The sequence below is a fragment of the Streptomyces wuyuanensis genome (genome assembly GCF_900103455.1).
GTDB lineage: Bacteria > Actinomycetota > Actinomycetes > Streptomycetales > Streptomycetaceae > Streptomyces > Streptomyces wuyuanensis.
Genome location: NZ_FNHI01000005.1, coordinates 269,020 through 292,447 on the forward strand (window position 1 = coordinate 269,020; position 23,428 = coordinate 292,447).

Below are 23,428 nucleotides of genomic sequence, written 5' to 3' on the forward strand. Positions count from 1 at the left end.
CAGGGAGCGCTGCGATGAGCGGAACAGGACGTACAGGCAGCGGCCACGGCCGCCTCGGCAGTGTGCTGTCGGGGCTCGCCGTGGCCGTCGGCTGTGTGCTCTTCCTCGGCGGCTTCGTCTGGGGGGCCCTGCTCTACCAGCCATACACGGTGCCGACGGACTCGATGTCCCCGACCGTGGAGCCGGGGGACCGGGTACTGGCGCAGCGGATCGACGGCTCCGAGGTCCGGCGCGGGGACGTCGTCGTCTTCACCGACAAGGTGTGGGCCGACGCCCCGATGGTGAAGCGCGTGGTCGGGATCGGCGGGGACAAGGTCGTCTGCTGCGACACCGAAGGCCGGATGACCGTCAACGGCGAGGCCGTCGAGGAACCGTATCTGCGCGGTGAGGAGCCCGCTTCCCCCATGGGCTTCACCGTGTCCGTGCCCGAGGGGAAGCTCTTCCTCCTCGGCGACGAGCGCAGGACCTCCGTCGACTCCCGCTCGCACCTTCAGGAGGCCGGCCAGGGCACCGTGCCGAGGGGGGCCGTGAGCGCCCGGCTGGACGCCGTCGCCTGGCCTCTGGGCGGGTTCCTGGAACGGCCGCGGAGCTTCGCCGCCCTGCCGGGCGGGATCTCGGAGCCGGGGCCCATCCGGCCGGTGCTCGCGTCGGTGGCGCTCGGCGCCGCGCTGATCCTGGGCGGTGCCGCGTACGGGCCGCTCGCGAAGCTCGCGGGCCGGCGGAAGCAGCCCGCCGCGCGGAGCAGTGCCACCGCGGATGTCTGAGGATCCGGCGGACGGTCCGGCACCGGAGAGGGCCGCGGAGCGGCCCGGGGGTGCGCTGCGCCGCGTCTCCCGGGTGATCCTGTTGGATCCCGACGACCGCGTCCTGCTCCTGCACGGCTTCGAGCCGGACGATCCCGACGACGACTGGTGGTTCACACCCGGGGGCGGGGTCGAGGGCGCGGAGTCCCGCGAGGAGGCCGCACTGCGCGAGCTGGCCGAGGAGACGGGAATCACAGACGTCGAGCTGGGGCCGGTGATCTGGCAGCGGGAGTGCTCTTTCCCGTTCGACGGGCGGCGCTGGGACCAGGACGAGTGGTACTACCTGGCACGTACCCGGCAGACGGCGACCAGCCTGGCCGGCCTGACCCGGCTGGAGCGGCGCAGTGTCGCGGGGCTGAGGTGGTGGACCTCCGCCGAACTGTCGGCGGCGCGTGAGACGGTGTATCCGACCAGGCTCGCCGAGCTGCTTCGCACGCTGCTCGACGAGGGGCCTCCGAATGCGCCTGTGGTCCTGGCCCGGGAAATCGCCTAGGGACGCAGGGGGCTGGCGCACAATAGGGGGACGCACGGCTGAAGGGGAACATGCCATGAGCGCCGAGGACCTCGAGAAGTACGAGACCGAGATGGAGCTGAAGCTCTACCGGGAGTACCGCGACGTCGTCGGTCTGTTCAAATACGTGATCGAGACCGAGCGTCGTTTCTACCTCACCAACGACTACGAGATGCAGGTGCACTCGGTGCAGGGTGAGGTCTTCTTCGAGGTCTCCATGGCGGATGCCTGGGTGTGGGACATGTACCGGCCGGCCAGGTTCGTCAAGCAGGTCCGGGTCCTCACGTTCAAGGACGTGAACATCGAGGAGCTGAACAAGAGCGATCTGGAGCTCCCCCAGAGCTGACCCTCACCCGAACGGGTGGCCCGCTTTTCCACAGCGAGGCGGTTGTCCACCAAGATCCACTCGCCGGTGCCGAAGGCGGCAGAGTCGGTGCCGGAGGTGGTGCCGAGATGAACACGACGGGGGCACTGGGGCGGTACGGCGAGGAGCTGGCGGCCAGGCGGCTCGCCGCGGCCGGGATGGACCTGCTCGCCCGGAACTGGCGATGCGGACGCGCCGGCGAGATCGACATCGTGGCCCGGGACGGGGACGCGATCGTCGTCTGCGAGGTCAAGACCCGCAGGGGCGGCCCGGACGGGCGGACGCCCTTCGAGCATCCGATGGCCGCGATCACACCCGCCAAGGCGGACCGGCTCAGACACCTGGCCGCCTGCTGGCTGGAGCGGCACGGCGGACCACCGCCCCCGGGCGGGGTCCGGATCGATCTCGTCGGGGTGGTCGTGCCCCGGCGGGGCGCGCCCCGGGTCGAGCACGTGACGGGGGTGGCCTGATGGGGTTCGCGCGCACGTGCTCGGTGGCACTGGTGGGCGTCGAGGGCGTGGTCGTGGAGGTCCAGGCGGACCTGGAACCGGGGGTCGCGGCCTTCGCACTGGTCGGGCTGCCGGACAAGAGCCTCGTGGAGAGCCGTGACCGGGTCCGGGCGGCCGTCGTCAACTCCGGCGCCGAGTGGCCGCAGAAGAAGCTCACGGTCGGGCTCAGTCCGGCCTCCGTGCCCAAGAGCGGCAGCGGGTTCGACCTCGCCGTCGCCTGTGCGGTCCTGGGCGCGGCGGAGCGCATCGATCCCAGGGCGATCGCGGACCTCGTGATCCTCGGCGAGCTGGGTCTCGACGGCAGGGTGCGGCCCGTACGGGGAGTCCTGCCCGCGGTCCTCGCCGCGGCTGAGGCGGGCTACCGGCAGGTCGTGGTGCCCGAGCGGACCGCGGGAGAGGCATCCCTCGTGCCCGGCGTCTCGGTCCTCGGGGTGCGCAGTCTCCGTCAGCTGATCGCCGTGCTGGGCGACGAGCCGGTGCCGCAGGAGGAACCCGACGGCGACGGCCGGCCCGACGCCATGCTCGCCGGGCTGACGGTGCCCGGCGCCGGGGTGGGCACGGGGATCGCCGCCGGCACGGGCCTGGACGAGGGCGCCCTCCCCGACCTGGCGGACGTGGCCGGGCAGCACGGTGCGCGCACCGCCGTCGAGGTGGCCGCGGCCGGGGGCCACCACCTGCTGCTCCAGGGGCCTCCGGGCGCGGGCAAGACGATGCTGGCGGAGCGGCTCCCGTCCGTGCTTCCGCCGCTCACCCGCAAGGAGTCCCTCGAGGTCACCGCCGTCCATTCGGTCGCCGGCGTCCTGCCGCCCGGTGAGCCGCTGGTGCGCACACCGCCCTACTGCGCCCCGCACCACTCGGCGACGATGCAGTCCCTCGTGGGAGGCGGACAGGGCATGCCGAGACCCGGAGCCGTCTCCCTGGCGCACAGGGGTGTCCTGTTCCTCGACGAGGCCCCGGAGTTCTCCGGCAAGGCTCTCGACGCCCTCCGCCAGCCACTGGAATCGGGCCATGTGATCGTCGCGCGGAGTGCGGGGGTCGTGCGGCTCCCCGCCCGCTTCCTCATGGTGCTGGCGGCCAACCCCTGTCCGTGCGGGCGCCACACCCTGCACGGCGCGGGATGCGACTGCCCCGCCTCGCTGATCCGGCGGTACCAGGCGCGGCTCTCGGGCCCTCTGCTCGACCGGGTCGACCTGCGTGTCGAGGTGGAACCGGTCAGCCGGGCCGACCTGCTGGGCCGGGGCGCCCGGGGAGAGAGCTCCGCGTCCGTCGCGGCCCGGGTGGGGGAGGCCCGGGACAGAGCAGCGGCCCGGCTGGACGGCACCCCGTGGCGCGCCAACAGCGAGGTGCCGGGGCACGAGCTGCGCACCCGCTGGCACTCCGCTCCCGGCGCGCTCGCCGCGGCCGAGCGCGACATGGAGCGCGGTCTGCTCACGGCCCGTGGCATGGACCGTGTGCTCCGGGTCGCCTGGACGATCGCCGATCTCGCCGGGCACGGCCGACCCGACGCCGCAGACGTGGACCTCGCACTCCAACTGCGCACGGGCATCGCCCGGGGCATCCCGGCGGGCTTCGGAGCCGAACGGTGAGCGCGGCGGGCACGGCCGCGCCGAGCCGGCTCCCGGACGGGCTCCCGAGCGGGCTCCCGGACAGGCTCCCGAGCGCGGCGAACGGAGCGCGGACATGAGTGCCGGCGCCAGTGACGAGGAGCGCAGGGCGCGTGCCGCGTTGACGAGGGTCGTCGAACCGGGTGATGAACGTGCGGGGAGGTGGCTGCGCCGGCACGGCCCGGTGGAACTCCTGGCCCGTCTCTCCGCACCCGTCCCGACCGAGGGCGACCTCCCCGGCGCGGGGGAGCGGAGGATCCAGGGCTACCGGATGCGTGCCGCGGTGGTCCGCCCCGAACACGATCTCGAGCGGGTGGCCGAGCTGGGCGGCCGCTTCCTGTGCCCGGGGGATCCCGAGTGGCCGGGGCAGCTGGACGACCTCGGAGACGCACGGCCGGTCGGGCTCTGGGTCCGAGGCCGTCCCGACCTGCGGATATGGGCCCTGCGCTCGGTCGCCTTGGTGGGCGCGAGAGCCTGTACACCGTACGGGGCGCATGTGGCGGGAAACCTCGCCTCGGGCCTCGCCGAGCGCGGCTGGGTGGTCGTCTCCGGCGCGGCGTACGGAGTCGACGCCGCCGCCCACCGAGGTGCTCTGTCCGCGGAGGGCGCCACGGTCGCCGTGCTCGCGTGCGGAGTGGACGCCGTCTATCCCCGGGGTCACGCGGAGTTGATCCGCCGAGTGGTGGAACAGGGCCTGATCGTCGCCGAGTTGCCGCCCGGATCCCACCCCACCCGCAGCAGGTTCGTGCTGCGTAACCGGGTCATCGCGGCCCTGTCCCGCGGCACGGTCGTCGTGGAGGCCGAGTACCGGAGCGGTTCACTCGCCACGGCCCGTGCCGCCGAGCGCCTCGGCCGGTTCACCATGGGCGTTCCCGGCCCTGTCACCAGCGGGCTCTCCGCAGGGGTGCACGAACTCCTGCGCAGCGGCGCGGTGCTGGTCACCGACGCCGACGAAGTGGTCGAACTGGTCGGCGACATCGGCGATCTGGCCCCTGCGCGCCGTGGGCCGGTCGTCCCACGGGACCTCCTCGGCCCCGGATGCGCGCGTGTCCTGGAGTCTCTCCCGGTCAGCGGTGCCCTCGACGGCCGGGACATCGCGGATCGCGCCGGCACCACGCCCGACGACGCCCTCGCGAGGCTGTACGAACTGCACTCCCTGGGCTTCGTCGAACGCCACGGGGACCGCTGGCAGTTGGCCACAGCCGCCACAACGGGCTCGAACGCACGGCGAGGCGGTGCTTGACCAGGGGCATTCGGGTGAAAGGGTGAGCCCGGTGGCCCCGGCGGCACTTCCGCGACACCTTGGGGGCCGGTGCCCGCAGCTCCGGCCCCCGTTCGAAGATGTGGCCGACGGTACACACCCACCGAGGCGCGATCCGCCGTCGTTCGCGCACCGCAATCCCCCAGTCACGCTACGCTCACCAGGTTCACCGCCCAGCCACCGGCCCAACCCGTCCCGTCACGCCCCACAGCAGAACGGCTCAAAGGCAACGCATGCCCCAGCACACCTCCGGGTCTGACCACGCGGCAGTTCCCCCCGCTGCCCGTGGTTCCGTGCGGCCGTCCGCGCCCTCGTCGCTCGAAGAGCTGTGGCGGTCGTACAAGGCAACCGGCGACGACCGGCTGCGGGAGCAGCTGATCCTGCACTACTCACCGCTGGTGAAGTACGTCGCGGGACGGGTGAGCGTCGGGCTGCCGTCCAATGTCGAGCAGGCCGACTTCGTCTCCTCCGGGGTCTTCGGACTCATCGACGCGATCGAGAAGTTCGACATCGAGCGCTCGATCAAGTTCGAGACGTACGCGATCACCCGGATCCGCGGCGCCATGATCGACGAGTTGCGGGCACTGGACTGGATTCCGCGCTCAGTGCGGCAGAAGGCTCGCAACGTCGAGCGCGCGTACGCCACGCTGGAGGCGCAACTGCGGCGCACCCCCTCGGAGAGCGAGGTCGCCGCTGAGATGGGCATCTCGCTCGAGGAACTGCACTCCGTCTTCAGCCAGTTGTCCCTGGCCAACGTCGTCGCACTGGAGGAACTGCTCCACGTCGGGGGCGAGGGCGGCGACCGGCTCAGCCTCATGGACACGCTGGAGGACACCGCCGCCGACAACCCGGTGGAGGTGGCCGAGGACCGCGAGCTGCGGCGCCTTCTCGCCCGCGCGATCAACACCCTCCCCGACCGGGAGAAGACCGTCGTCACGCTCTACTACTACGAGGGCCTGACTCTGGCCGAGATCGGCAACGTCCTGGGCGTCACCGAGAGCCGGGTCAGCCAGATCCACACCAAGTCAGTGCTGCAGCTCAGGGCGAAGCTGGCCGACGTCGCACGGTGAGGCGGCCCGGCGGGCGGCAGGACACGGGGAGCCGGCAGCGGCCGGGGAGGAACCGTCACTGTCCCGCCCGTGCGTGCCGCCGTCGCCGTAAAGTGGTCCCGTGCCAAGGATTCGAGCGGCCTCCGTGGCCGAGCACCGGACCATGCAGCGTGCCGCCCTGCTGGACGCTGCGCGCTCCCTGTTGTCCGAAGGCGGGACGGACGCGCTGACCTTCCCCGCCCTCGCCGAACGCACCGGCCTGGCCAGGTCCTCCGTGTACGAGTACTTCCGCTCCCGTGCCGCGGTCGTCGAGGAGCTGTGTGCGGTCGACTTCCCGGTGTGGGCCGCGGAGGTCGAGACCGCCATGGCGGGCTCGGACACCCCCGAGGGCAAGGTCGAGGCGTATGTGCGCCGTCAGCTGGAACTCGTCGGCGACCGGCGGCACCGGGCCGTCGTCGCGATCTCCGCGAGCGAGCTGGACGACGGAGCCCGGGAGAAGATCCGTGCGGCGCACGGCGGGCTGATCGCCATGATCGTGGAGGCGCTCGGGGAACTGGGGCACCAGCAGCCCCGTCTGGCGGCCATGCTCCTCCAGGGGGTCGTGGACGCGGCGGTGCGCCGCATCGAGCTGGGCGCCGCCGAGGACCCCTCTTCCATTGCGGAGGCCGCGGTCTCCATGGCGCTCCGCGGAGTCCTGGGCGACTGAGCGGGCGCCGGCTCCGCCCGCCCGATCCCGTGCTTCGTCCCCGGCCCGACCGGGCCCCGGGCCGATCCGGCCCGCGAGCATCGGGCCCTACCCGCTGACCGAGACGGGCCATCCCTCCTCACCCACACCACGAGCCTGCGCCCACGACCCTCGGCCGGATCGTGCGTGGCATGCGGCCTCTCCCGTCCGGAGCCGGGGCCTGCCGTGCGGCGCGGGGATCCGCCATGCGGCTCTGATGTGCAGAGTCAGACTCTGCCCGGCGCCGCCCCGCGCCCCGCCCGGGTCTGCCCGTGCCCGGCCGAGTCGTGCAGGACGTCCCTGCCCATCGCCTCCGCTCGCCACCCGCCCCCGCCCCCACGTCCGGTTCCTCCGCCTCCCCCGCGCCCCGGCGCCTCCTCCCTGCGCCTGGCTCTGTCGTGTCGGGACCGCCCGTGCCCCGAGCCTCGCGCCCGATGCCCGCGCCGCGCGCCCCCGCCCGGCACCGGGCCCGGGCCGTGCCCGGCTCTGCCGTGCCGGGTCCGCCGGTGCCCGCGTCCGGCCCCAGCGCCGGCCCATGGGTGCCGCCGCCCCGCGCCGGGCGCCGCCGCACACGGCCCACCGTCGTCCGCTTCGCCGGAGCGCTCCCTCCCGCCGGGGGCGCAGGGCCCGGCGGGAGAGGACTGCTGCCGTCGCGAGGATCAGCGCCTGGACCGCGTCCGCGCCCGCCCGGGAGGGGGAGGCCGTCGCGTCGGCGAGCCGTCGGGCGGATGCCTCCGGAGCCGCCGCCGGCCGGGGCACCCCGAAGACCGGAAGCAGCCGGGACGGGCCGCGGCGCAAGGCCGAAGCGGGCAGGAGGGAGAGCGGGTCCAGGTACTCCGCGCCGCGCCGCAGCCCCCAGTGCAGGCACCCCCGCGGACAGTGCGCGGACCCCTCCGCCACCACCGCCACGACCTCACCCTCGCTGACCAGCGCGCCAGGGGCGACCAGCGGGCGCACCGGCTCGTAGGTCGTGCGCAGCGGTGGGTCGCCCGTATCCGCCAGCTCGATCGAGAGGACCCCGCGTCCGGCCACCGGCCCCGCGAAGGACACCCGGCCCGGCGCCGCCGCGCGCACCTCGGTGCCCGGGGGCGCGGCCAGATCCGCCCCGCGGTGGCCCCGGCCGTACGGGGAGGGCGGCGGCTCCCAGCCCCGCACCACCGCCGGGCGGGGCGGTCCCACGGGCCAGGCCGCCGCCCGTGCAGCGACCGGGCACACCAGGACCAGCAGCGCCGCCACCAGCGCCGTCGTCACCACTCGTCGTCCGCGATTCATGACGCCGACGGTCCCTCAGCCACCCGCCTCCGCGCTGATCATGGTCCGGATCTGTGGACGACCGGCCCGTTGTGGACATCGCCGTCACCCGGCACCTCGGCGGTCCCGTACACTTCTTCTGGCGATCCGGGTCACCCGGGTCGACTTCGCACGCCCCGCCACCACCCTCTTCCTCGGTCGGTGGCCGCGCCTCTCGGTCCCTTGCGGCACGGCGCGTCGGGGCGTCAGGACACAACCGAGAAAACTCAAGGAGATACGGCCATGGCCGTCGTCACGATGCGGGAGCTGCTGGAGAGCGGCGTCCACTTCGGTCACCAGACCCGTCGCTGGAACCCGAAGATGAAGCGCTTCATCTTCACCGAGCGCAACGGCATCTACATCATCGACCTGCTCCAGTCGCTGTCGTACATCGACCGCGCCTACGAGTTCGTCAAGGAGACCGTCGCCCACGGCGGCTCCATCATGTTCGTCGGTACCAAGAAGCAGGCGCAGGAGGCCATCGCCGAGCAGGCGACCCGCGTCGGCATGCCCTACGTCAACCAGCGCTGGCTCGGCGGCATGCTCACCAACTTCTCCACCGTCTACAAGCGCCTTCAGCGTCTGAAGGAGCTCGAGGCGATCGACTTCGAGGACGTGGCCGCCTCCGGTCTCACCAAGAAGGAGCTCCTGGTCCTCTCCCGCGAGAAGGCCAAGCTGGAGAAGACGCTCGGTGGTATCCGCGAGATGCAGAAGGTGCCGAGCGCCGTCTGGATCGTCGACACCAAGAAGGAGCACATCGCCGTCGGTGAGGCGCGCAAGCTCCGCATCCCGGTCGTCGCGATCCTCGACACCAACTGCGACCCGGACGAGGTCGACTACAAGATCCCGGGCAACGACGACGCGATCCGCTCCGTCACCCTGCTCACCCGCGTGATCGCCGACGCCGTCGCCGAGGGCCTCATCGCCCGCTCCGGCGTCGCCACCGGTGACTCGAAGCCGGGCGACAAGGCCGCCGGCGAGCCGCTGGCCGAGTGGGAGCGCGACCTGCTCGAGGGCGAGAAGAAGGCCGACGAGACCCCGGCCGCCGAGGCCGAGAAGCCGGCCGAGGCCGAGAAGCCGGCCGAGGCCGAGAAGGCGGCCGACGCCGCCGAGGCCCCGGCCGCGGACGCCGACAAGGCCTGACGCCCAGGTTTCGGTAGCCGACGGCGGGGGCCCATGAAGCCCCCGCCGTCGGCCCGTAGATCGTTCGACCTCAGCTCTTCGACTTCAGAGAGATTCACAGACATGGCGAACTACACCGCCGCTGACGTTAAGAAGCTCCGCGAGCTCACCGGCGCGGGCATGATGGACTGCAAGAAGGCGCTCGACGAGGCCGACGGCAACGTCGACAAGGCCGTCGAGGCCCTGCGCATCAAGGGCCAGAAGGGCGTCGCCAAGCGCGAGGGCCGCTCCGCCGAGAACGGCGCCGTCGTCTCCCTCATCGCCGACGACAACACCTCCGGTGTCATCGTCGAGCTGAAGTGCGAGACGGACTTCGTCGCCAAGGGCGACAAGTTCCAGGCCGTCGCCAACGCGCTCGCCGCCCACGTCGCCGCCACGGGCCCGGCCGACATCGAGGCCCTGCTCGCCTCGGAGATCGAGCCCGGCAAGACCGTGCAGGCGTACGTCGACGAGGCCAACGCCAACCTCGGTGAGAAGATCGTCCTGGACCGCTTCGCGCAGTTCTCCGGTGCCTACGTGACCGCGTACATGCACCGCACGATGCCCGACCTGCCCCCGCAGATCGGTGTCCTCGTCGAGCTCGACAAGCCCAACGCCGAGGTCGCCAAGGGCGTCGCCCAGCACATCGCCGCCTTCGCGCCGAAGTACCTGTCCCGCGAGGACGTTCCGGCCGAGGTCGTCGAGTCCGAGCGCCGCGTCGCCGAGGAGACCACCCGCGCCGAGGGCAAGCCCGAGGCCGCCCTGCCGAAGATCGTCGAGGGCCGCCTCAACGGCTTCTTCAAGGACGCCACCCTCCTGGGCCAGCCGTACGCGCTGGACAACAAGAAGTCCGTCCAGCAGATCCTGGACGAGGCCGGTGTCGCCCTGAAGCGCTTCTCGCGCATCAAGGTCGGCATCTGAGCCGGTACGCGATCGACACGGGAGCCCGATAGGGTTTTCCAGCAGTCGTCGGCCGCGTGAAACGCCGGACGACCGCAGATCTGACGAGGAGGCCATTGCCGCAGGGACACCAGCACCCACCGGCAATGGCCTTCTTCGTATGTGCACGAGGAGATCTCCATGAACAAGGGCGCGGACGCCAATCCGGCTGCCGACGACAAGAGCGACCACACCGGCACGAAAGCCGGCCGCTTCATGCTGAAGCTGTCCGGGGAAGCCTTCTCCGGCGGCACCGGCCTGGGCGTCGATCCCGACGTCGTACACGCCATCGCACGCGAGATCGCCGCGGTCGTCCGTGACGGCGCACAGATCGCGGTGGTCATCGGCGGCGGCAACTTCTTCCGTGGAGCCGAGCTCCAGGTGCGCGGCATGGACCGGGCGCGCTCCGACTACATGGGCATGCTCGGCACGGTCATGAACTGCCTCGCCCTCCAGGACTTCCTGGAGAAGGAGGGGATCGACTCCCGCGTCCAGACCGCCATCACCATGGGCCAGGTCGCGGAGCCCTACATTCCGCTGCGAGCGGTGCGCCACCTCGAGAAGGGGCGCGTCGTGATCTTCGGCGCCGGTATGGGCATGCCGTACTTCTCCACCGACACCACCGCGGCCCAGCGTGCCCTGGAGATCGATGCCGAGGCCCTGCTCATGGGCAAGAACGGTGTCGACGGCGTCTACGACTCCGACCCCAAGACCAACCCGGACGCGGTGAAGTTCGACGCGCTGGAGTACGGCGAGGTGCTCGCCCGCGACCTCAAGGTCGCCGACGCCACCGCGATCACCCTCTGCCGCGACAACTCCCTGCCGATCCTCGTCTTCGAACTGCTCGCCGCGGGCAATATCGCGCGGGCCGTCCGGGGTGAGAAGATCGGCACGCTCGTGAGCGACCAGGGCACCCGGGCCTGACCCGGGGGCACTGCCCCGGGATGGACAAAGCCCTGCCGGTCGGACACCGTGCAGGGAAGACGCCGCCAAGTTTCGCCGGTCTCGTACGCGTGACACGGACCGGTCCGCGGACCCGCACCACGGGTTCGGCGGGCCGGGCCGCCACTCGTACACGCCGGGACTACCAAGACACGCAGGAGCAAGTGGTGATCGAAGAGACCCTCCTCGAGGCCGAGGAGAAGATGGAGAAGGCCGTCGTGGTCGCCAAGGAGGACTTCGCCGCGATCCGCACCGGGCGTGCGCACCCGGCGATGTTCAACAAGATCGTGGCCGACTACTACGGTGCGCTGACGCCGATCAACCAGCTGGCCTCGTTCTCGGTGCCGGAGCCGCGCATGGCCGTGGTGACCCCGTTCGACAAGAGCGCGCTGCGCAACATCGAGCAGGCGATCCGCGACTCCGACCTGGGCGTCAACCCCAGCAACGACGGAAACATCATCCGGGTGGTGTTCCCCGAGCTCACCGAGGAGCGCCGCCGCGAGTTCATCAAGGTCGCCAAGGGCAAGGCGGAGGACTCCCGGATCTCGATCCGCTCCGTGCGCCGCAAGGCCAAGGAGGCCATCGACAAGCTGATCAAGGACGGCGAGGTCGGCGAGGACGAGGGCCGTCGTGCGGAGAAGGAGCTCGACGACACCACCGCGAAGCACGTCGCGCAGGTGGACGAGCTGCTCAAGCACAAGGAAGCCGAGCTGCTCGAGGTCTGATGAACGACTCTTCCTGGGGGGCCCCGACGAGTGCCGGCTACTGGGGCCCGCCCGACCAGGGGGCTGCCCCGGCGGGTCCCGCATACGATGAGCTTGACGCCCAGCAGACTCGGCCCATGCCCATCGTGCCGGACGATCCCGACGCAGGTAGAGACGCAGTCGGCCGCGAAGACCGTGACCGGGGGGCCGCTCGGCTGAGCGGCCCCCCGTTCCGCGACGAGATGCCGCAGGAGCCCATGCCCACCCCTCCGCCGCCTGCGGCCTCCGAGCCGTCGGAGCCGCAGCCGCCGCCGAAGAAGCGCGCAGGCCGCGATCTCCGTGCTGCCATAGGGGTCGGCGTCGGGCTCGGTGCGGTGATCGTCGCGGCGCTGTTCGTCGTCAAGGCCGTGTTCGTCGGTGTGATCGCCGTCGCCGTGGTCGTCGGTCTGTGGGAGCTCACCTCCCGACTCCAGGAACGCAAGGGCATCAAGGCGCCCCTGGTGCCTCTCGCGGTGGGCGGCGCGGCGATGGTCGTGGCCGGCTACGTACGGGGTGCCGAGGGGGCCTGGGTCGCCACCGCCCTCACCGGCCTGGCGGTACTGGTCTGGCGGATGACCGAACCGCCCGAGGGGTACCTCAAGGACGTCACCGCCGGGCTCTTCGCCACCTTCTACGTGCCGTTCCTCGCCACGTTCGTCGCGATGATGCTCACCGCGGACGACGGCCCGCAGCGGGTCTTCGCGTTCCTCCTGCTGACGGTCGTGAGCGACACCGGCGCCTACGCGATCGGCTGGCGCTTCGGCAAGCACAAGCTCGCGCCGCGCATCAGCCCCGGCAAGACCCGCGAGGGCCTGTTCGGGGCGGTGGCGTTCGGCATGGTGGCGGGAGCCGTCTGCATGCCGCTGCTGATCGACGGCGGCACCTGGTGGCAGGGCCTGATCCTCGGCCTCGCGGTCGCGGTCAGTGCGACGCTGGGGGACCTCGGGGAGTCGATGATCAAGCGCGACCTCGGCATCAAGGACATGGGCACGCTGCTGCCGGGCCATGGGGGCATCATGGACCGGCTGGACTCGCTGCTGCCGACCGCACCGGTGGTGTGGCTGCTCTTCGTGGTGTTCGTCGGCGCAGGCTGACGTCCGGAGAGTCGCGGTCGGAAGGGCCGCCGTCCCACGGGACGGCGGCCCTTCCGCCGTGTTCGGGCCGGACCGGGGTACGAGTCGGTGCCCGCGGTCTGTCTGTCGGGCCCCGGACACTGCATGCTGGGCGGGACGTCGGGACCGGGGCAGGGGGGAACATGAGGCCGAAGGTCGTCGGAGCGGCTCTGCTGCTGGTGCTCGTGTGCGTCACCGGGTGCGGGGGAGGCGAGGGGGCGACGGACACCGGTCCGTCCGGGAACGGGCCCGGACCTTCGGCCGAGCCGACGCGCTCGCAGCCGCCGTCGCCGAGCCCCACCACCGAGCCGACGGCGACCGGCACCCCGCCGGCCGCCACCCCCTCCGCGACGACGCCCGACGAGGTGTCCGCGCTCGTGACCCTCACCGAGAGCGGCGGCATCGACGGGCGGCACGACTCCGTCGTCGTGTACGACGACGGAACGTACCTGCGGGTCGCACCGGGGAGGAAGGACCGTCCCGGCCGGATGACCCCGGCCGCCCTCGCGAAGCTGCGGAAGGCGCTCGACGGCGTCGACTTCTCCCGTCTGCCGACCCGGCCCACCGGACCGCCGATCATGGACGGCCTGACCCGAGTGCTGGTCCACGACGGCCACACCTCCGTCGACGACGGCACGGACATCCCCGCGGACCTCGCCGCGGTGTACGACGCGCTGCCGCCTCTCACTTGACGCGGGCCGGGGCGCCGGGCAGCGCCCGTACGTCCGCCGCCGCCTGTTCGCCCACGCGCAGGCGACCGGCCGCCCCTGCCGCCGCGCGTCACATCACCGTGGTCACCACCACGGCCGTCGTGATCGCGGCCATCGCCGCCTGCATGTTCCGGATGGCGTCGCGGACGCCGGCACCGGCCCAGTGACCCTCGGCGATCTTCGCCATCCGGGGCTCCACCTGCTTCCGGGGCACATCGGGGAAGGCCTGCCGGTGCAGCCCCGCGCCGTGCAGAAGCGCGACCAGCCCGGAGGTGCGGCCGTCCGGGTCGGCGCCGTCGACGACCGCCGACCTCAGGCGGGCCCGCAGCTCCCGCTCGACCGACCCGTCGGCCTCCGGGTAGCGGCGCACGGGGAAGACTCCGAGTGCCCTGTGCCGCTCCTCGGTGACGACACCGCGCGCGCACAGGCTCTCGACGGTCGCGGCCACGGCCCTGGGCTGGTCCTTGGTCAGCCAGTCGGACACCTTGCGCCTGCGTCCGTCCCTCGCCCATGCGGCGAGCTGCTCCAGCCGCCCGTCGAGCAGCGCGACTCCGGTGGGCGCGGCGCGGGTCACCTCCAGGCGGCCGTCCGCGACGGTGACGCGCCCAGCCATCACGAGCTCCAGCAGGATCCCTCCGGCCACCGCCCAGCCGGCCGCCTGGCGTTCCTTCGCCGCACCGGACTCGTCGTCCAGCGACAGCAGCATGATCTCCTCGGCCAGCGTGACGCCCATACGGCTGGTTCCCCTCGGTCGTTCGGCGAGCGGTCCGGACCCGTGCGTCCGCCCACTGCCCGATGTCTGTCCGGCCCTGGTGCCGTACCGGTGGCCCGTACGAGGCGGTCCGGTCGCGCCGTACGGCTCGGTCGGTCCTCCGGCAAAAGGTCCGGTGCTTCCGCACAAAGAGACTGCCGGCGCGTCCGACCGGTTCCGGGGCACCCGCCCCGGAGGCCCCGGAACGACGGCAGGCGACTGCCGGCTGGACCCGGGGCGCCGGGGCCCGGGCTCAGTGCTCAGGTCCGGTAGGGCATCGGGACCCCGTGGGCTTCCGGCGCAGCGGAGTTTGGCACGACGCCACAACCACCAGGTCGGGGTCCGGCTCGGCGAGTGGCGGGCCGCCGGTGGGTGATCGCAGCCGGGCCGTCCGGGGCCGCTCGGTGGCGACCGGTGACGACCACCGACGGCAGCCGTGGCGAGTGACAGCCCCCGGGGCACCCGGTTGGATCTGCGACACTGGTACGGCCATGCCTAAGCCCGGAGAACTCACTTTCGTCGCCCCCCGCGGAGCCAAGAAGCCCCCGCGGCACCTCGCCGACCTCACGCCCGCCGAGCGGAAGGACGCCGTCGCCGCGATCGGCGAGAAGCCGTTCCGGGCGAAGCAGCTGTCGCAGCACTACTTCGCGCGCTATGCGCACGACCCGGAGCAGTGGACCGACATCCCCGCCGCCGCGCGCGAGCGGCTCGCGTCGGAGCTGCTGCCCGACCTGATGTCCGTCGTCCGGCACGTGTCCTGTGACGACGACACCACCCGCAAGACGCTGTGGCGGCTCCACGACGGCACGCTCGTCGAGTCGGTGCTGATGCGCTACCCGGACCGGGTGACGATGTGCATCTCCTCGCAGGCCGGCTGCGGGATGAACTGCCCGTTCTGCGCCACGGGCCAGGCCGGCCTCGACCGGAACCTGTCCACCGCCGAGATCGTGCACCAGATCGTGGACGGCATGCGGGCCCTGCGCGACGGCGAGGTCCCCGGGGGCCCCGCGCGGCTGTCCAACATCGTGTTCATGGGCATGGGCGAGCCGCTGGCCAACTACAACCGGGTGGTCGGGGCCGTTCGCCGGCTCACCGATCCCGAGCCGGACGGCCTCGGCCTGTCGCAGCGCGGGATCACCGTCTCCACCGTGGGCCTCGTCCCGGCGATGCTGCGCTTCGCCGACGAGGGCTTCAAGTGCCGCCTCGCCGTCTCCCTGCACGCCCCGGACGACGAGCTGCGCGACACCCTCGTCCCCGTCAACACGCGCTGGAAGGTGCGGGAGGTCCTGGACGCGGCCTGGGAGTACGCGGAGAAGTCCGGCCGCCGGATCTCGATCGAGTACGCCCTCATCCGTGACATCAACGACCAGGCATGGCGCGGTGACCTGCTCGGGCGTCTCCTCAAGGGCAAGCGGGTGCACGTCAACCTGATCCCGCTGAACCCGACTCCGGGCTCCAAGTGGACGGCCTCCCGGCCCGAGGACGAGAAGGCCTTCATCGAGGCCATCGCCGCCCATGGCGTCCCGGTCACCGTCCGCGACACCCGGGGTCAGGAGATCGACGGCGCCTGCGGCCAGCTCGCCGCCTCCGAGCGTTAGCCCCGGGCCGGCAGGGGACCGGCAAGGCCCACACCGGGGGCCCGAAGGGTCCCTGTACGCTGGCCCGAACATCTGCATATTCCGACAGGGGAGCGCCACAGCGCTGAGAGTGCGGTGACCGTCAGACCGCAGACCCTCTGAACCTCGCCCGGGTCATTCCGGGTAGGAAGTTCGGACGAGACTCAAGCTGTTGCGCCCTGCCCGGCCACCGGATCGCGAGATTCCGCAGCCGGGCAGGGCCGCGTCTCTTCCTGGTCATGCCCAGGAGGAATCAGTGAGCACCACCAAGAAGATCACCCTCACCGCGCTCGCCGCGGCCCTCGGCGCGAGCACGCTCGCGGCCTGCGGCGGGTCGTCCGGGGACGACTCCGCCGGAGCGGACGGCGGCGGCTCCAAGACCGTGACGCTCGTCAGCCACGACTCCTTCAACGCCTCGCCGGCCGTGCTCAAGGAGTTCACCAAGCAGACCGGGTACACGGTCAAGGTGTTGAAGAGCGGCGACGCCGTCGAGGCGCTCAACAAGGAGATCCTCACCAAGGGCTCCCCGCAGGGCGACGTGTTCTTCGGGGTCGACAACACCACGCTGTCCCGGGCCCTCGACAACGACCTCTTCACCCCGTACGAGGCCAAGGGCCTGGAGCGGGTCCCCGAAGCCGTCCGGCTCGACAAGGACGAGCACCGGGTCACGCCGATCGACAGCGGCGACATCTGCGTCAACTACGACAAGAAGTACTTCGCCGACAGGAAGCTCGCTCCGCCGCAGAGCTTCGACGACCTCGCCGAGCCCGCGTACCGGAACCTCCTCGTCGTCGAGAACGCCGAGCGGTCCTCGCCCGGCCTCGGCTTCCTCCTCGGCACCGCGGCCGCGTACGGGGACGGGGGCTGGCAGGACTACTGGAAGAAGCTGCGGGCGAACGGCGTGAAGGTCGTCGACAGTTGGGAGATCGCCTACAACCAGGAGTTCTCCGGGTCCGCCGGCGGCAGGGCGGCCAAGGGCGACCGGCCGCTGGTCGTCTCGTACGCCTCCAGCCCGCCGGTCGAGGTGCTGTACGCCAAGCCGCAGCCGAAGGTGGCGCCGACCGGCGTCTCCACCGGTACCTGCTTCCGACAGACCGAGGCCGCGGGCCTGCTCAAGGGCGCGCGGAACGAGGCCGGTGGCAAGGCCCTGCTGGACTTCCTCATCAGCCGGAAGTTCCAGGAGGACATGCCCCTCAACATGTTCGTGAACCCGGTGGCCGAGGACGCCAAGCTGCCCCCGCTGTTCACCGAGTTCGGCGAGGTGATCGCCGAGCCGCGGACGATGGCTCCGGAGAAGATCGCCGAGAACCGTGACCAGTGGATCCAGTCGTGGTCCTCGCTCGTCCTGAAGTAACCGGGCCCTCCGGCGGGAGCGCCGGCCCGCACGGGAGGAACCCCGTGCGCGGACCGGCGTCCCGTCGCGGCTCCGCGGTGCGGTTCGCGCTGATGGCGCTGCCCGTCGCGTTCTTCGCCCTCTTCTTCGCCTACCCCGTGGCCTCGATCGTGGGCCGCGGGCTGCGGGTGGGCGACTCCTGGCAACTCGGCGGGATCGCCGAGGTCGTCGGCCGTCCCGACATCCTGCAGGTGCTCTGGTTCACCCTCTGGCAGGCGCTCGCCTCGACGGGACTGACCCTGCTGATCGCGCTGCCGGGCGCCTATGTCTTCGCCCGCTACGACTTCCCCGGGAAGCAGGTCCTGCGGGCGGTCGTCACCGTGCCGTTCGTCCTGCCCACCGTCGTCGTCGGCACCGCCTTCCTCGCCCTCCTGGGCCGCGGCGGGCTCCTCGACGACCTGTGGGGCGTACGGCTCGACACGACGGTCTGGGCGATCCTCCTCGCCCACGTGTTCTTCAACTACGCCGTGGTGGTGCGGACCGTGGGCGGTCTGTGGTCCCAGCTGGACCCGCGCCAGGAAGAGGCGGCACGGGTCCTCGGAGCAGGCCGCTTCACGGCCTGGCGGCGCGTCACCCTGCCCGCGCTGACCCCGGCGGTGGCCGCGGCCGCGCTGATGGTGTTCCTCTTCACCTTCACCTCGTTCGGTGTCGTGCAGATCCTCGGCGGCCCGGCGTACTCCACGCTCGAGGTGGAGATCTACCGGCAGACCGCCCAGGTGCTGGACCTTTCCACGGCCGCCGTGCTCACCCTGGTGCAGTTCGCCGCCGTGGGCGCGATCCTCGCCGTGCACGCCTGGACCGTGCGGCGCCGGGAGAGCGCGCTGCGCCTCGTCGATCCCGCACACACCGCGCACCGCCCGAGCGGCGCCGGACAATGGGCCCTTCTCGGCGCGGTGCTCGCCACGGTCGTCCTGCTGATCGTGGCACCGCTCGCGGTGCTGATCGAGCGGTCGGTCGACGGACCCGGCGGGTACGGTCTCACCTTCTACGAGGCGCTGCAGTCCGCCGAGGCGAGCGGTGGCACCTTCCTCGTCCCGCCGGTCGAGGCCGTGTGGAACTCCCTCCAGTACGCGTTCGCCGCCACCGCGATCGCGCTCGTCATCGGCGGTCTCGCGGCCGCGGCGCTCACCCTTCCCCGGACTTCGTCCGGAGGGGCCCCCAGGGCCGGCCGGCTCGTCCGCGGCTTCGACGCGCTGCTGATGCTGCCCCTCGGGGTCTCCGCCGTCACCGTGGGTTTCGGTTTCCTCATCACCCTCGACGAGCCACCCCTGGAACTGCGTACCTCCTGGATCCTCGTACCGCTGGCCCAGGCCCTCGTCGGAGTGCCGTTCGTGGTGCGGACGATGCTGCCAGTGCTGCGGGCGGTCGACGAGCGGCTGCGGGAGGCGGCGGCCGTGCTGGGCGCCTCGCCGCTGCGCGCATGGCGCGAGGTCGACCTGCCGCTGGTGCGCAGGGCGCTGCTCGTGGCCGCCGGTTTCGCCTTCGCGGTCTCCCTCGGCGAGTTCGGCGCCACCGTCTTCATCGCCCGCCCGGACAACCCGACGCTCCCGGTCGCCGTGGCCCGGCTCCTCGGCCGCCCGGGCGAGCTCAACTACGGCCAGGCGATGGCGCTTTCGACGATTCTCATGCTGGTCTGCGCGGCTGCCCTGCTGCTCCTCGACCGGCTCCGTCCCGACCGTTCCGCAGGGGAGTTCTGATGCTGGCGCTGGAGAACGCGACCGTACGCTTCGGGCGGCGGGCGGCGCTGGACGCGGTGGATCTGGAGGTAGCCGACCACGAGATCGTGTGCGTGCTCGGACCGAGTGGCAGCGGCAAGTCGACCCTGCTGAGGGCCGTCGCCGGGCTTCAGCCCCTGGACGGCGGCCGGGTGCTGCTCGGCGGCGCCGACCAGGCCGGAGTGCCGGTGCACCGGCGTGGTGTGGGGCTGATGTTCCAGGACCACCAGCTCTTCCCGCAGCGCGACGTGGGGGGCAACGTCGCCTTCGGGCTGCGGATGCACGGCGTGCCCAAGGGCGAACAGCGGAGCCGGGTGGAGGAGTTGCTGGAACTGGTCGGGCTCCCCGGCGCCGCGAGGCGGGCCGTCGGTGCTCTCTCCGGCGGTGAGCAGCAGCGCGTCGCCCTCGCCCGGGCACTCGCGCCCAGCCCCCGGCTGCTGATGCTCGACGAACCGCTGGGCCAGCTCGACCGCACCCTCAGGGAGCGGCTCGTCGTCGAACTGCGTGCGGTGTTCCGCCGGCTGGGCACGACGGTGCTGGCCGTGACGCACGACCAGGGGGAGGCCTTCGCGCTCGCCGACCGCGTCGTGGTCATGCGGGACGGAGGCGTCGCGCAGTCGGGCACGCCCCGGGACGTGTGGCAGCGCCCCGCCTCGGAATTCGTCGCCCGGTTCCTGGGCTTCGCCAATGTGGTGCCCGCGACGGTCACCGGCGGCACCGCCGACACACCCTGGGGCGGCGTCCCGGTCCCCGCCGGCTCCCCCCAGGGCGCGTGCCGGCTGCTGGTGCGGCCGTCCGCGGTACGGCTGGGCCCGCGTGACGTGGGGCTGCCGTGCGTGGTCGAGTCGCTGACCTTCCGCGGACACCACGTCGCCGTACGGCTGCGGCCGGACGGCGCGCCGCCGCTGGAGGCCGAGTGCGGGCTGAGGGACGCGCCCGAAGCGGGAGCGGAGGTGGGGGCCGCCTTCGCCGCGGAGGACGTGGTGGTCCTGCGTCCGGACGCCGGGGACTGATCCGGCCGGGGCCGCCGGCCGCCGGGTCTCAGCCGGCCGGCCGTGCGGCGGCCGTCAGCCGGGCCAGTGCTCCGGGGGCTTCGTCCACCGAGTCGACCAGGGCGATGCGCGTCTCCATGGCCCGGCCCTCGGCCAGGGACCGGAGCAGCGGCCAGGCCGGCAGCCTCTCCGTCCAGTGGGCGCGGTCGACGAGGACCATCGGCGTGGGCTCGCCCCGCGACTCGTAGTAGTTCGGCGTCGCGTTGTCGAAGATCTCCTGCAGCGTGCCCGCGGCACCGGGGAGGAAGACTACCCCGGCGGTGCAGCGGGCGAGCAGCCCGTCCTCGCGGGTGGCGTTGGCGAAGTACTTGGCGATGTGCCCGGCGAACGGGTTCGGCGGCTCGTGCCCGTAGAACCAGGTGGGGATGCCGACCGAGTCGCCGCCCCGCGGCCAGCGGGAGCGGACCTCGAAGGCGGCGGCCGCCCAGTCGGTGACGGAGGGGGTGAACGACGGCGTCTTGGCCAGGAGTTCGAGGGCCTCGTCCAGCATCTCGTCGGGGTGGGGGGCCGCGTAGGCGCCCAGGTTCGCCGCCTCCATCGCACCGGGACCCCCGCCGGTGGCCACGGTCAGACCCGTCCGGGCGAGGGCCCGACCGAGCCGGGCCGCTCCGGCGTACTCGTCGGTGCCCCGGCTCATGGCGTGGCCGCCCATCACGCCGACGACCGGCACGCCGTCGAGGAGTTCGTCCAGGGCGTCGGAGACCGCGTCGTCGTGCAGGGCCCGCAGCATCGAGGCGTAGATGTCCCGGTCCGCCTTGGTCAGCTGGAACCAGTCGTACGCGAGTGCGTCGGGTGTGTTCTCGTAGCCGCCGTCGTCGAGGCCGTCGAAGAGCTCATCGGGGGTGTAGAGGAGCCCCCGGTACGGGTCGAACGGCAGGTCCGGTATGGGCGGGAAGACGAGCGCGCCGTCCGCGCGGACCTTGGCCGTGGCGTCCGGTTCCATGGCGCAGCCGAGGAAGGCGGCGGCCGTCGCGTCGGACGAGAGCAGGGCGAGGGTGCGCCCTGTCAGGTCGACGGACTGGACGCGGTGCCCAGCGAGGCTGCCCCGCCGTGCGACGACCTGGTCGAACTCCTCGAGCGTCTCGATCTCCCGGTCGTCGTCGAACGACGAACCCAGCAGCGGCCTCTGTCCGTTACCCATGGCCGCCACGATATGCCCCGGGTCGGCGGCCCCCGTGCCCGGGTCAGCGCCGCAGCGGCAGGGCCGCCAGTTCCGCCACCGCCCAGGTGAGCGGAGCGAGTACGGCGAGCAGGACCACGGCCCGGAGCATCGCGGTGGCCTGGAGCAGGGCGGCGGAGGCGCCCAGTTCGAGCAGGCCCGCCCGCGTGGCCGTGCGGGCCTGCCGCGCCTCCACGGCCGAGGTGAGCAGCGTCGCCACGGTGCAGGCCACGACGAGCGTCGCCCCGAGGGCGGTCAGCGGGCCGAAGGGCTCGGGGCGTTCCCCGGCGAGCGCGGAGGCCGCGATCAGGGCGGACACCACGGCGCACACGACTCCGAGGGGGCGCCCGATCCGGCGTGCGTCGTCCATGAGCGCCCGCCCGGCGAGCAGCCGCATGGCTCCGGGCCGTAGGGACTGCAGTACCCGCCCGCACACGTGGACGATGCCGGGGCCGGCCATCGCGAGCCCCACCGCGGTGAGCGTCCAGCCGGCGAGCACGCCGCCGGGGGTGCCGCCCGGGCCCTCCGTGCTCCGGCCCGTGTACGCCTCGATCGCGACGCCCACGGCCGTGAGCGCTACGCCCCAGGGAAGGCCGCCGGGGGGCGCCGCCGCGTATTCGGGCTCGTCGTCGAGGAGTTCGCCGTCCCTCCGGCGGCGTGGGCGGAGGGCCACTGCCGCCGCCCCGGCCCCGACGACCGGGACGAGCGCGAGGAGCAGGACCACCGCGCCCAGGGGCAACGGCTCGCCCGCGGCGAGCAGTTCCGCCGCGTCGCCGTCGAACGGCATTCCGCTCAGATCTCCGCGCAGATGCATGAAGAACAGCAGGGCAACCGTGCTGCCGAGGGCGCAGGACACCGCGGTGGACGCGGCGGCCAGCGCGCTCATGCGCACCGGCCCGAGCCCGACGGCGGACAGGCCCTGGCGGGGCCGCGTGGCCGGGTCGGTACGGGCCACCGCCACGGCGAACTGGACGGTGGCGGCCAGTGGGGCGAGACACCACGCCAGCCGCTGCAGCGCCGGATCGGAGGGGTGCGGGCCGGACACCGCGTAGGCCAGCGTGCACAGCAGCAGGAAGCCCACCCCCGCCGAGGCCGTCGCCACCAGGAGGCGGCGCAGCAGGACCAGGGGGTGGGAGCCGCGGCTCAGACGGAGAGCGAGCACTCGGCCCGGCCTTCCGTCTCCGCGTCGTGCACCGAGGTGATGCGCCGGCCGTCGACCAGCGACACACCACGGTCGGCGAGCGTCGCGACCTCCTCGTCATGGCTCGCCAGCACGAGGGTGATGCGGTGGGACCTGGCGGCGGTGGTGAGGGTCCGCAGCACCTGGGCCCGGTCGGCGGTGTGCAGCGTCGCGGTCGGCTCGTCGGCGAACAGCACCGCGGGGGTGGTGACCAGGGCGCGGGCGAGGGCGATCCGCTGCCGCTGCGACTGCAGCAGCGCGCGGGGGCGCTTGCGGGCGCAGCGGCCGATGTCGAGCCGCTCCATCCACTCCAGTGCGGCGGCCCTGGCCTTGCGGTGCGAGGAGCCGCGCAGCAGCAGCGGCAACGCCGCGTTCTCCCAGGCGGTCAGTTCGGGCACCAGCTGGGGGTCCGGTCCGATCCAGCCGAAGCGCTCGCGCCGCAGCCGCTCGCGGTTCAGCGCTCCCATGGTGTGTACGGGTGTGCTGTTGAACCACACCTCGCCCTGCTGCGGCACGATCTGGCCCGACAGACAGCGCAGCAGGGTCGTCTTCCCGCTGCCGCGGGGGCCGTTCACGGCGAGGATCTCGCCCTCACGCACCCCGAGGGAGACTCCGCAGAGGGCGGGCGAGCCGCCGAAGGCGTGGTTCAGGGACCGTGCCCAGAGCACATCGTTGTCCGGCGGGACCACCATGGCGTACACCTCGGTTCAGATCCGTGGGTTCCGTTCCCCCGCACGGGCGAACGACCCCGAGGCCGATCGGTCACAGCACCGTAGGGACTCGGAGCCGGGTGTACGCACAGCACGCGGCCCGGACGCCTTCCTTCTCACCCGAAGGGAG

The 23,428-nt window shown here is 72.6% G+C and carries 23 protein-coding genes; 18 read left to right on the top strand and 5 right to left on the bottom strand.

Features of this window, described 5'->3' with window-relative positions; translation table 11 throughout:
- The first annotated feature begins 14 nt into the window (after window positions 1-14).
- The 8 genes from lepB to BLT82_RS10240 all read left to right on the top strand — a co-directional run bounded on the left by lepB (window position 15) and on the right by BLT82_RS10240 (window position 6,807).
- Complete coding sequence (lepB, locus tag BLT82_RS10205; protein WP_093653561.1) at window positions 15-764, top strand: signal peptidase I; 750 nt, start codon at window positions 15-17, stop codon at window positions 762-764.
- Window positions 757-1,296 (top strand): NUDIX hydrolase, encoded by a 540-nt coding sequence (locus tag BLT82_RS10210; RefSeq protein ID WP_093653562.1) that lies wholly within the window; start codon window positions 757-759, stop codon window positions 1,294-1,296. The genes lepB and BLT82_RS10210 overlap by 8 nt, the downstream gene beginning before the upstream one ends.
- 55 nt (window positions 1,297-1,351) lie before the next feature.
- Complete coding sequence (locus tag BLT82_RS10215; RefSeq protein ID WP_093653563.1) at window positions 1,352-1,660, top strand: DUF2469 domain-containing protein; 309 nt, start codon at window positions 1,352-1,354, stop codon at window positions 1,658-1,660.
- 107 nt (window positions 1,661-1,767) lie between these two features.
- Window positions 1,768-2,148 carry a YraN family protein gene (locus tag BLT82_RS10220; protein ID WP_093653564.1) on the top strand — a complete coding sequence of 127 codons (381 nt, stop codon included), beginning with the start codon at window positions 1,768-1,770 and terminating at the stop codon, window positions 2,146-2,148.
- Complete coding sequence (locus BLT82_RS10225) at window positions 2,148-3,773, top strand: YifB family Mg chelatase-like AAA ATPase (RefSeq protein ID WP_093653565.1); 1,626 nt, start codon at window positions 2,148-2,150, stop codon at window positions 3,771-3,773. Before BLT82_RS10220 ends, BLT82_RS10225 begins: the two co-directional genes overlap by 1 nt.
- A gap of 94 nt (window positions 3,774-3,867) precedes the next feature.
- Window positions 3,868-5,034: a DNA-processing protein DprA gene (gene dprA, locus BLT82_RS10230; protein ID WP_093653566.1), complete on the top strand. Its 1,167-nt coding sequence runs from the start codon at window positions 3,868-3,870 to the stop codon at window positions 5,032-5,034.
- Window positions 5,035-5,285: 251 nt separating this feature from the next.
- Window positions 5,286-6,122: an RNA polymerase sigma factor WhiG gene (gene whiG, locus BLT82_RS10235; protein ID WP_093653567.1), complete on the top strand. Its 837-nt coding sequence runs from the start codon at window positions 5,286-5,288 to the stop codon at window positions 6,120-6,122.
- 124 nt (window positions 6,123-6,246) lie between these two features.
- Window positions 6,247-6,807: a TetR/AcrR family transcriptional regulator gene (locus tag BLT82_RS10240; protein ID WP_093653568.1), complete on the top strand. Its 561-nt coding sequence runs from the start codon at window positions 6,247-6,249 to the stop codon at window positions 6,805-6,807.
- 87 nt (window positions 6,808-6,894) lie between these two features.
- On the opposite strand, the gene BLT82_RS37830 is transcribed toward BLT82_RS10240, so the two are convergent.
- Window positions 6,895-8,097, bottom strand: coding sequence for a M23 family metallopeptidase (locus tag BLT82_RS37830; RefSeq protein WP_244291905.1), 1,203 nt, complete (start codon window positions 8,095-8,097; stop codon window positions 6,895-6,897).
- A 261-nt stretch (window positions 8,098-8,358) separates the two neighbouring features.
- Between BLT82_RS37830 and rpsB the strand changes: the two genes are divergently transcribed.
- The 6 genes from rpsB (at window position 8,359) to BLT82_RS10275 (ending at window position 13,704) form a co-directional block, all read left to right on the top strand.
- Window positions 8,359-9,258 (top strand): 30S ribosomal protein S2, encoded by a 900-nt coding sequence (gene rpsB, locus BLT82_RS10250; protein WP_093653569.1) that lies wholly within the window; start codon window positions 8,359-8,361, stop codon window positions 9,256-9,258.
- Between the two features lie 102 nt (window positions 9,259-9,360).
- Complete coding sequence (gene tsf, locus BLT82_RS10255) at window positions 9,361-10,197, top strand: translation elongation factor Ts (RefSeq protein WP_093653570.1); 837 nt, start codon at window positions 9,361-9,363, stop codon at window positions 10,195-10,197.
- A gap of 159 nt (window positions 10,198-10,356) precedes the next feature.
- A complete protein-coding gene (gene pyrH / locus BLT82_RS10260) occupies window positions 10,357-11,139 on the top strand; it encodes a UMP kinase (protein WP_093653571.1) in 783 nt (260 codons plus the stop codon).
- Window positions 11,140-11,324: 185 nt separating this feature from the next.
- A complete protein-coding gene (gene frr, locus BLT82_RS10265) occupies window positions 11,325-11,882 on the top strand; it encodes a ribosome recycling factor (RefSeq protein WP_093653660.1) in 558 nt (185 codons plus the stop codon).
- Window positions 11,882-12,994 (top strand): phosphatidate cytidylyltransferase, encoded by a 1,113-nt coding sequence (locus tag BLT82_RS10270; protein WP_093653572.1) that lies wholly within the window; start codon window positions 11,882-11,884, stop codon window positions 12,992-12,994. The genes frr and BLT82_RS10270 overlap by 1 nt, the downstream gene beginning before the upstream one ends.
- 161 nt (window positions 12,995-13,155) lie before the next feature.
- Entirely contained in the window at window positions 13,156-13,704 is a 549-nt protein-coding gene (locus BLT82_RS10275; protein WP_093653573.1) for a hypothetical protein, read from the top strand.
- An 88-nt stretch (window positions 13,705-13,792) separates the two neighbouring features.
- Here the strand turns inward: BLT82_RS10275 and BLT82_RS10280 are convergent, their stop codons facing one another.
- A complete protein-coding gene (locus tag BLT82_RS10280; protein ID WP_093653574.1) occupies window positions 13,793-14,455 on the bottom strand; it encodes a GOLPH3/VPS74 family protein in 663 nt (220 codons plus the stop codon).
- Window positions 14,456-14,964: 509 nt separating this feature from the next.
- On the opposite strand from BLT82_RS10280, the gene rlmN reads away from it, so the two are divergent.
- From rlmN to BLT82_RS10300, 4 genes are all read left to right on the top strand, one after another.
- Window positions 14,965-16,071 carry a dual-specificity RNA methyltransferase RlmN gene (rlmN, locus tag BLT82_RS10285; protein WP_093653575.1) on the top strand — a complete coding sequence of 369 codons (1,107 nt, stop codon included), beginning with the start codon at window positions 14,965-14,967 and terminating at the stop codon, window positions 16,069-16,071.
- A 274-nt stretch (window positions 16,072-16,345) separates the two neighbouring features.
- Window positions 16,346-17,443, top strand: coding sequence for a thiamine ABC transporter substrate-binding protein (locus tag BLT82_RS10290; RefSeq protein ID WP_093653576.1), 1,098 nt, complete (start codon window positions 16,346-16,348; stop codon window positions 17,441-17,443).
- A gap of 92 nt (window positions 17,444-17,535) precedes the next feature.
- Window positions 17,536-19,179, top strand: coding sequence for an ABC transporter permease (locus BLT82_RS10295; protein WP_208867821.1), 1,644 nt, complete (start codon window positions 17,536-17,538; stop codon window positions 19,177-19,179).
- Window positions 19,179-20,210, top strand: a complete 1,032-nt coding sequence (locus tag BLT82_RS10300) for an ABC transporter ATP-binding protein (protein ID WP_093653578.1) — start codon at window positions 19,179-19,181, stop codon at window positions 20,208-20,210. The genes BLT82_RS10295 and BLT82_RS10300 overlap by 1 nt, the downstream gene beginning before the upstream one ends.
- 28 nt (window positions 20,211-20,238) lie before the next feature.
- Here the strand turns inward: BLT82_RS10300 and BLT82_RS10305 are convergent, their stop codons facing one another.
- Genes BLT82_RS10305 through BLT82_RS10315 form a run of 3 tightly spaced genes read right to left on the bottom strand, consistent with a single transcriptional unit; the run spans window position 20,239 to window position 23,280 of the window.
- A complete protein-coding gene (locus BLT82_RS10305; RefSeq protein WP_093653579.1) occupies window positions 20,239-21,390 on the bottom strand; it encodes an LOG family protein in 1,152 nt (383 codons plus the stop codon).
- A gap of 43 nt (window positions 21,391-21,433) precedes the next feature.
- A complete protein-coding gene (locus BLT82_RS10310; RefSeq protein ID WP_093653580.1) occupies window positions 21,434-22,570 on the bottom strand; it encodes a hypothetical protein in 1,137 nt (378 codons plus the stop codon).
- Window positions 22,552-23,280, bottom strand: a complete 729-nt coding sequence (locus tag BLT82_RS10315) for an ABC transporter ATP-binding protein (protein WP_093653661.1) — start codon at window positions 23,278-23,280, stop codon at window positions 22,552-22,554. The genes BLT82_RS10310 and BLT82_RS10315 overlap by 19 nt, the downstream gene beginning before the upstream one ends.
- Between the last annotated feature and the right edge of the window lie 148 nt (window positions 23,281-23,428).

Bases quoted from the DNA above. Each gene is read 5' to 3' on its own strand.
- lepB (WP_093653561.1), top strand. From the start codon at position 15: ATGAGCGGAACAGGACGTACAGGCAGCGGCCACGGCCGCCTCGGCAGT.
- BLT82_RS10210 (WP_093653562.1), top strand. From the start codon at position 757: ATGTCTGAGGATCCGGCGGACGGTCCGGCACCGGAGAGGGCCGCGGAG.
- BLT82_RS10215 (WP_093653563.1), top strand. From the start codon at position 1,352: ATGAGCGCCGAGGACCTCGAGAAGTACGAGACCGAGATGGAGCTGAAG.
- BLT82_RS10220 (WP_093653564.1), top strand. From the start codon at position 1,768: ATGAACACGACGGGGGCACTGGGGCGGTACGGCGAGGAGCTGGCGGCC.
- BLT82_RS10225 (WP_093653565.1), top strand. From the start codon at position 2,148: ATGGGGTTCGCGCGCACGTGCTCGGTGGCACTGGTGGGCGTCGAGGGC.
- dprA (WP_093653566.1), top strand. From the start codon at position 3,868: ATGAGTGCCGGCGCCAGTGACGAGGAGCGCAGGGCGCGTGCCGCGTTG.
- whiG (WP_093653567.1), top strand. From the start codon at position 5,286: ATGCCCCAGCACACCTCCGGGTCTGACCACGCGGCAGTTCCCCCCGCT.
- BLT82_RS37830 (WP_244291905.1), bottom strand. From the start codon at position 8,097: ATGAATCGCGGACGACGAGTGGTGACGACGGCGCTGGTGGCGGCGCTG.
- rpsB (WP_093653569.1), top strand. From the start codon at position 8,359: ATGGCCGTCGTCACGATGCGGGAGCTGCTGGAGAGCGGCGTCCACTTC.
- tsf (WP_093653570.1), top strand. From the start codon at position 9,361: ATGGCGAACTACACCGCCGCTGACGTTAAGAAGCTCCGCGAGCTCACC.
- pyrH (WP_093653571.1), top strand. From the start codon at position 10,357: ATGAACAAGGGCGCGGACGCCAATCCGGCTGCCGACGACAAGAGCGAC.
- BLT82_RS10270 (WP_093653572.1), top strand. From the start codon at position 11,882: ATGAACGACTCTTCCTGGGGGGCCCCGACGAGTGCCGGCTACTGGGGC.
- BLT82_RS10275 (WP_093653573.1), top strand. From the start codon at position 13,156: ATGAGGCCGAAGGTCGTCGGAGCGGCTCTGCTGCTGGTGCTCGTGTGC.
- BLT82_RS10280 (WP_093653574.1), bottom strand. From the start codon at position 14,455: ATGGGCGTCACGCTGGCCGAGGAGATCATGCTGCTGTCGCTGGACGAC.
- rlmN (WP_093653575.1), top strand. From the start codon at position 14,965: ATGCCTAAGCCCGGAGAACTCACTTTCGTCGCCCCCCGCGGAGCCAAG.
- BLT82_RS10295 (WP_208867821.1), top strand. From the start codon at position 17,536: ATGGCGCTGCCCGTCGCGTTCTTCGCCCTCTTCTTCGCCTACCCCGTG.
- BLT82_RS10300 (WP_093653578.1), top strand. From the start codon at position 19,179: ATGCTGGCGCTGGAGAACGCGACCGTACGCTTCGGGCGGCGGGCGGCG.
- BLT82_RS10305 (WP_093653579.1), bottom strand. From the start codon at position 21,390: ATGGGTAACGGACAGAGGCCGCTGCTGGGTTCGTCGTTCGACGACGAC.
- BLT82_RS10315 (WP_093653661.1), bottom strand. From the start codon at position 23,280: ATGGTGGTCCCGCCGGACAACGATGTGCTCTGGGCACGGTCCCTGAAC.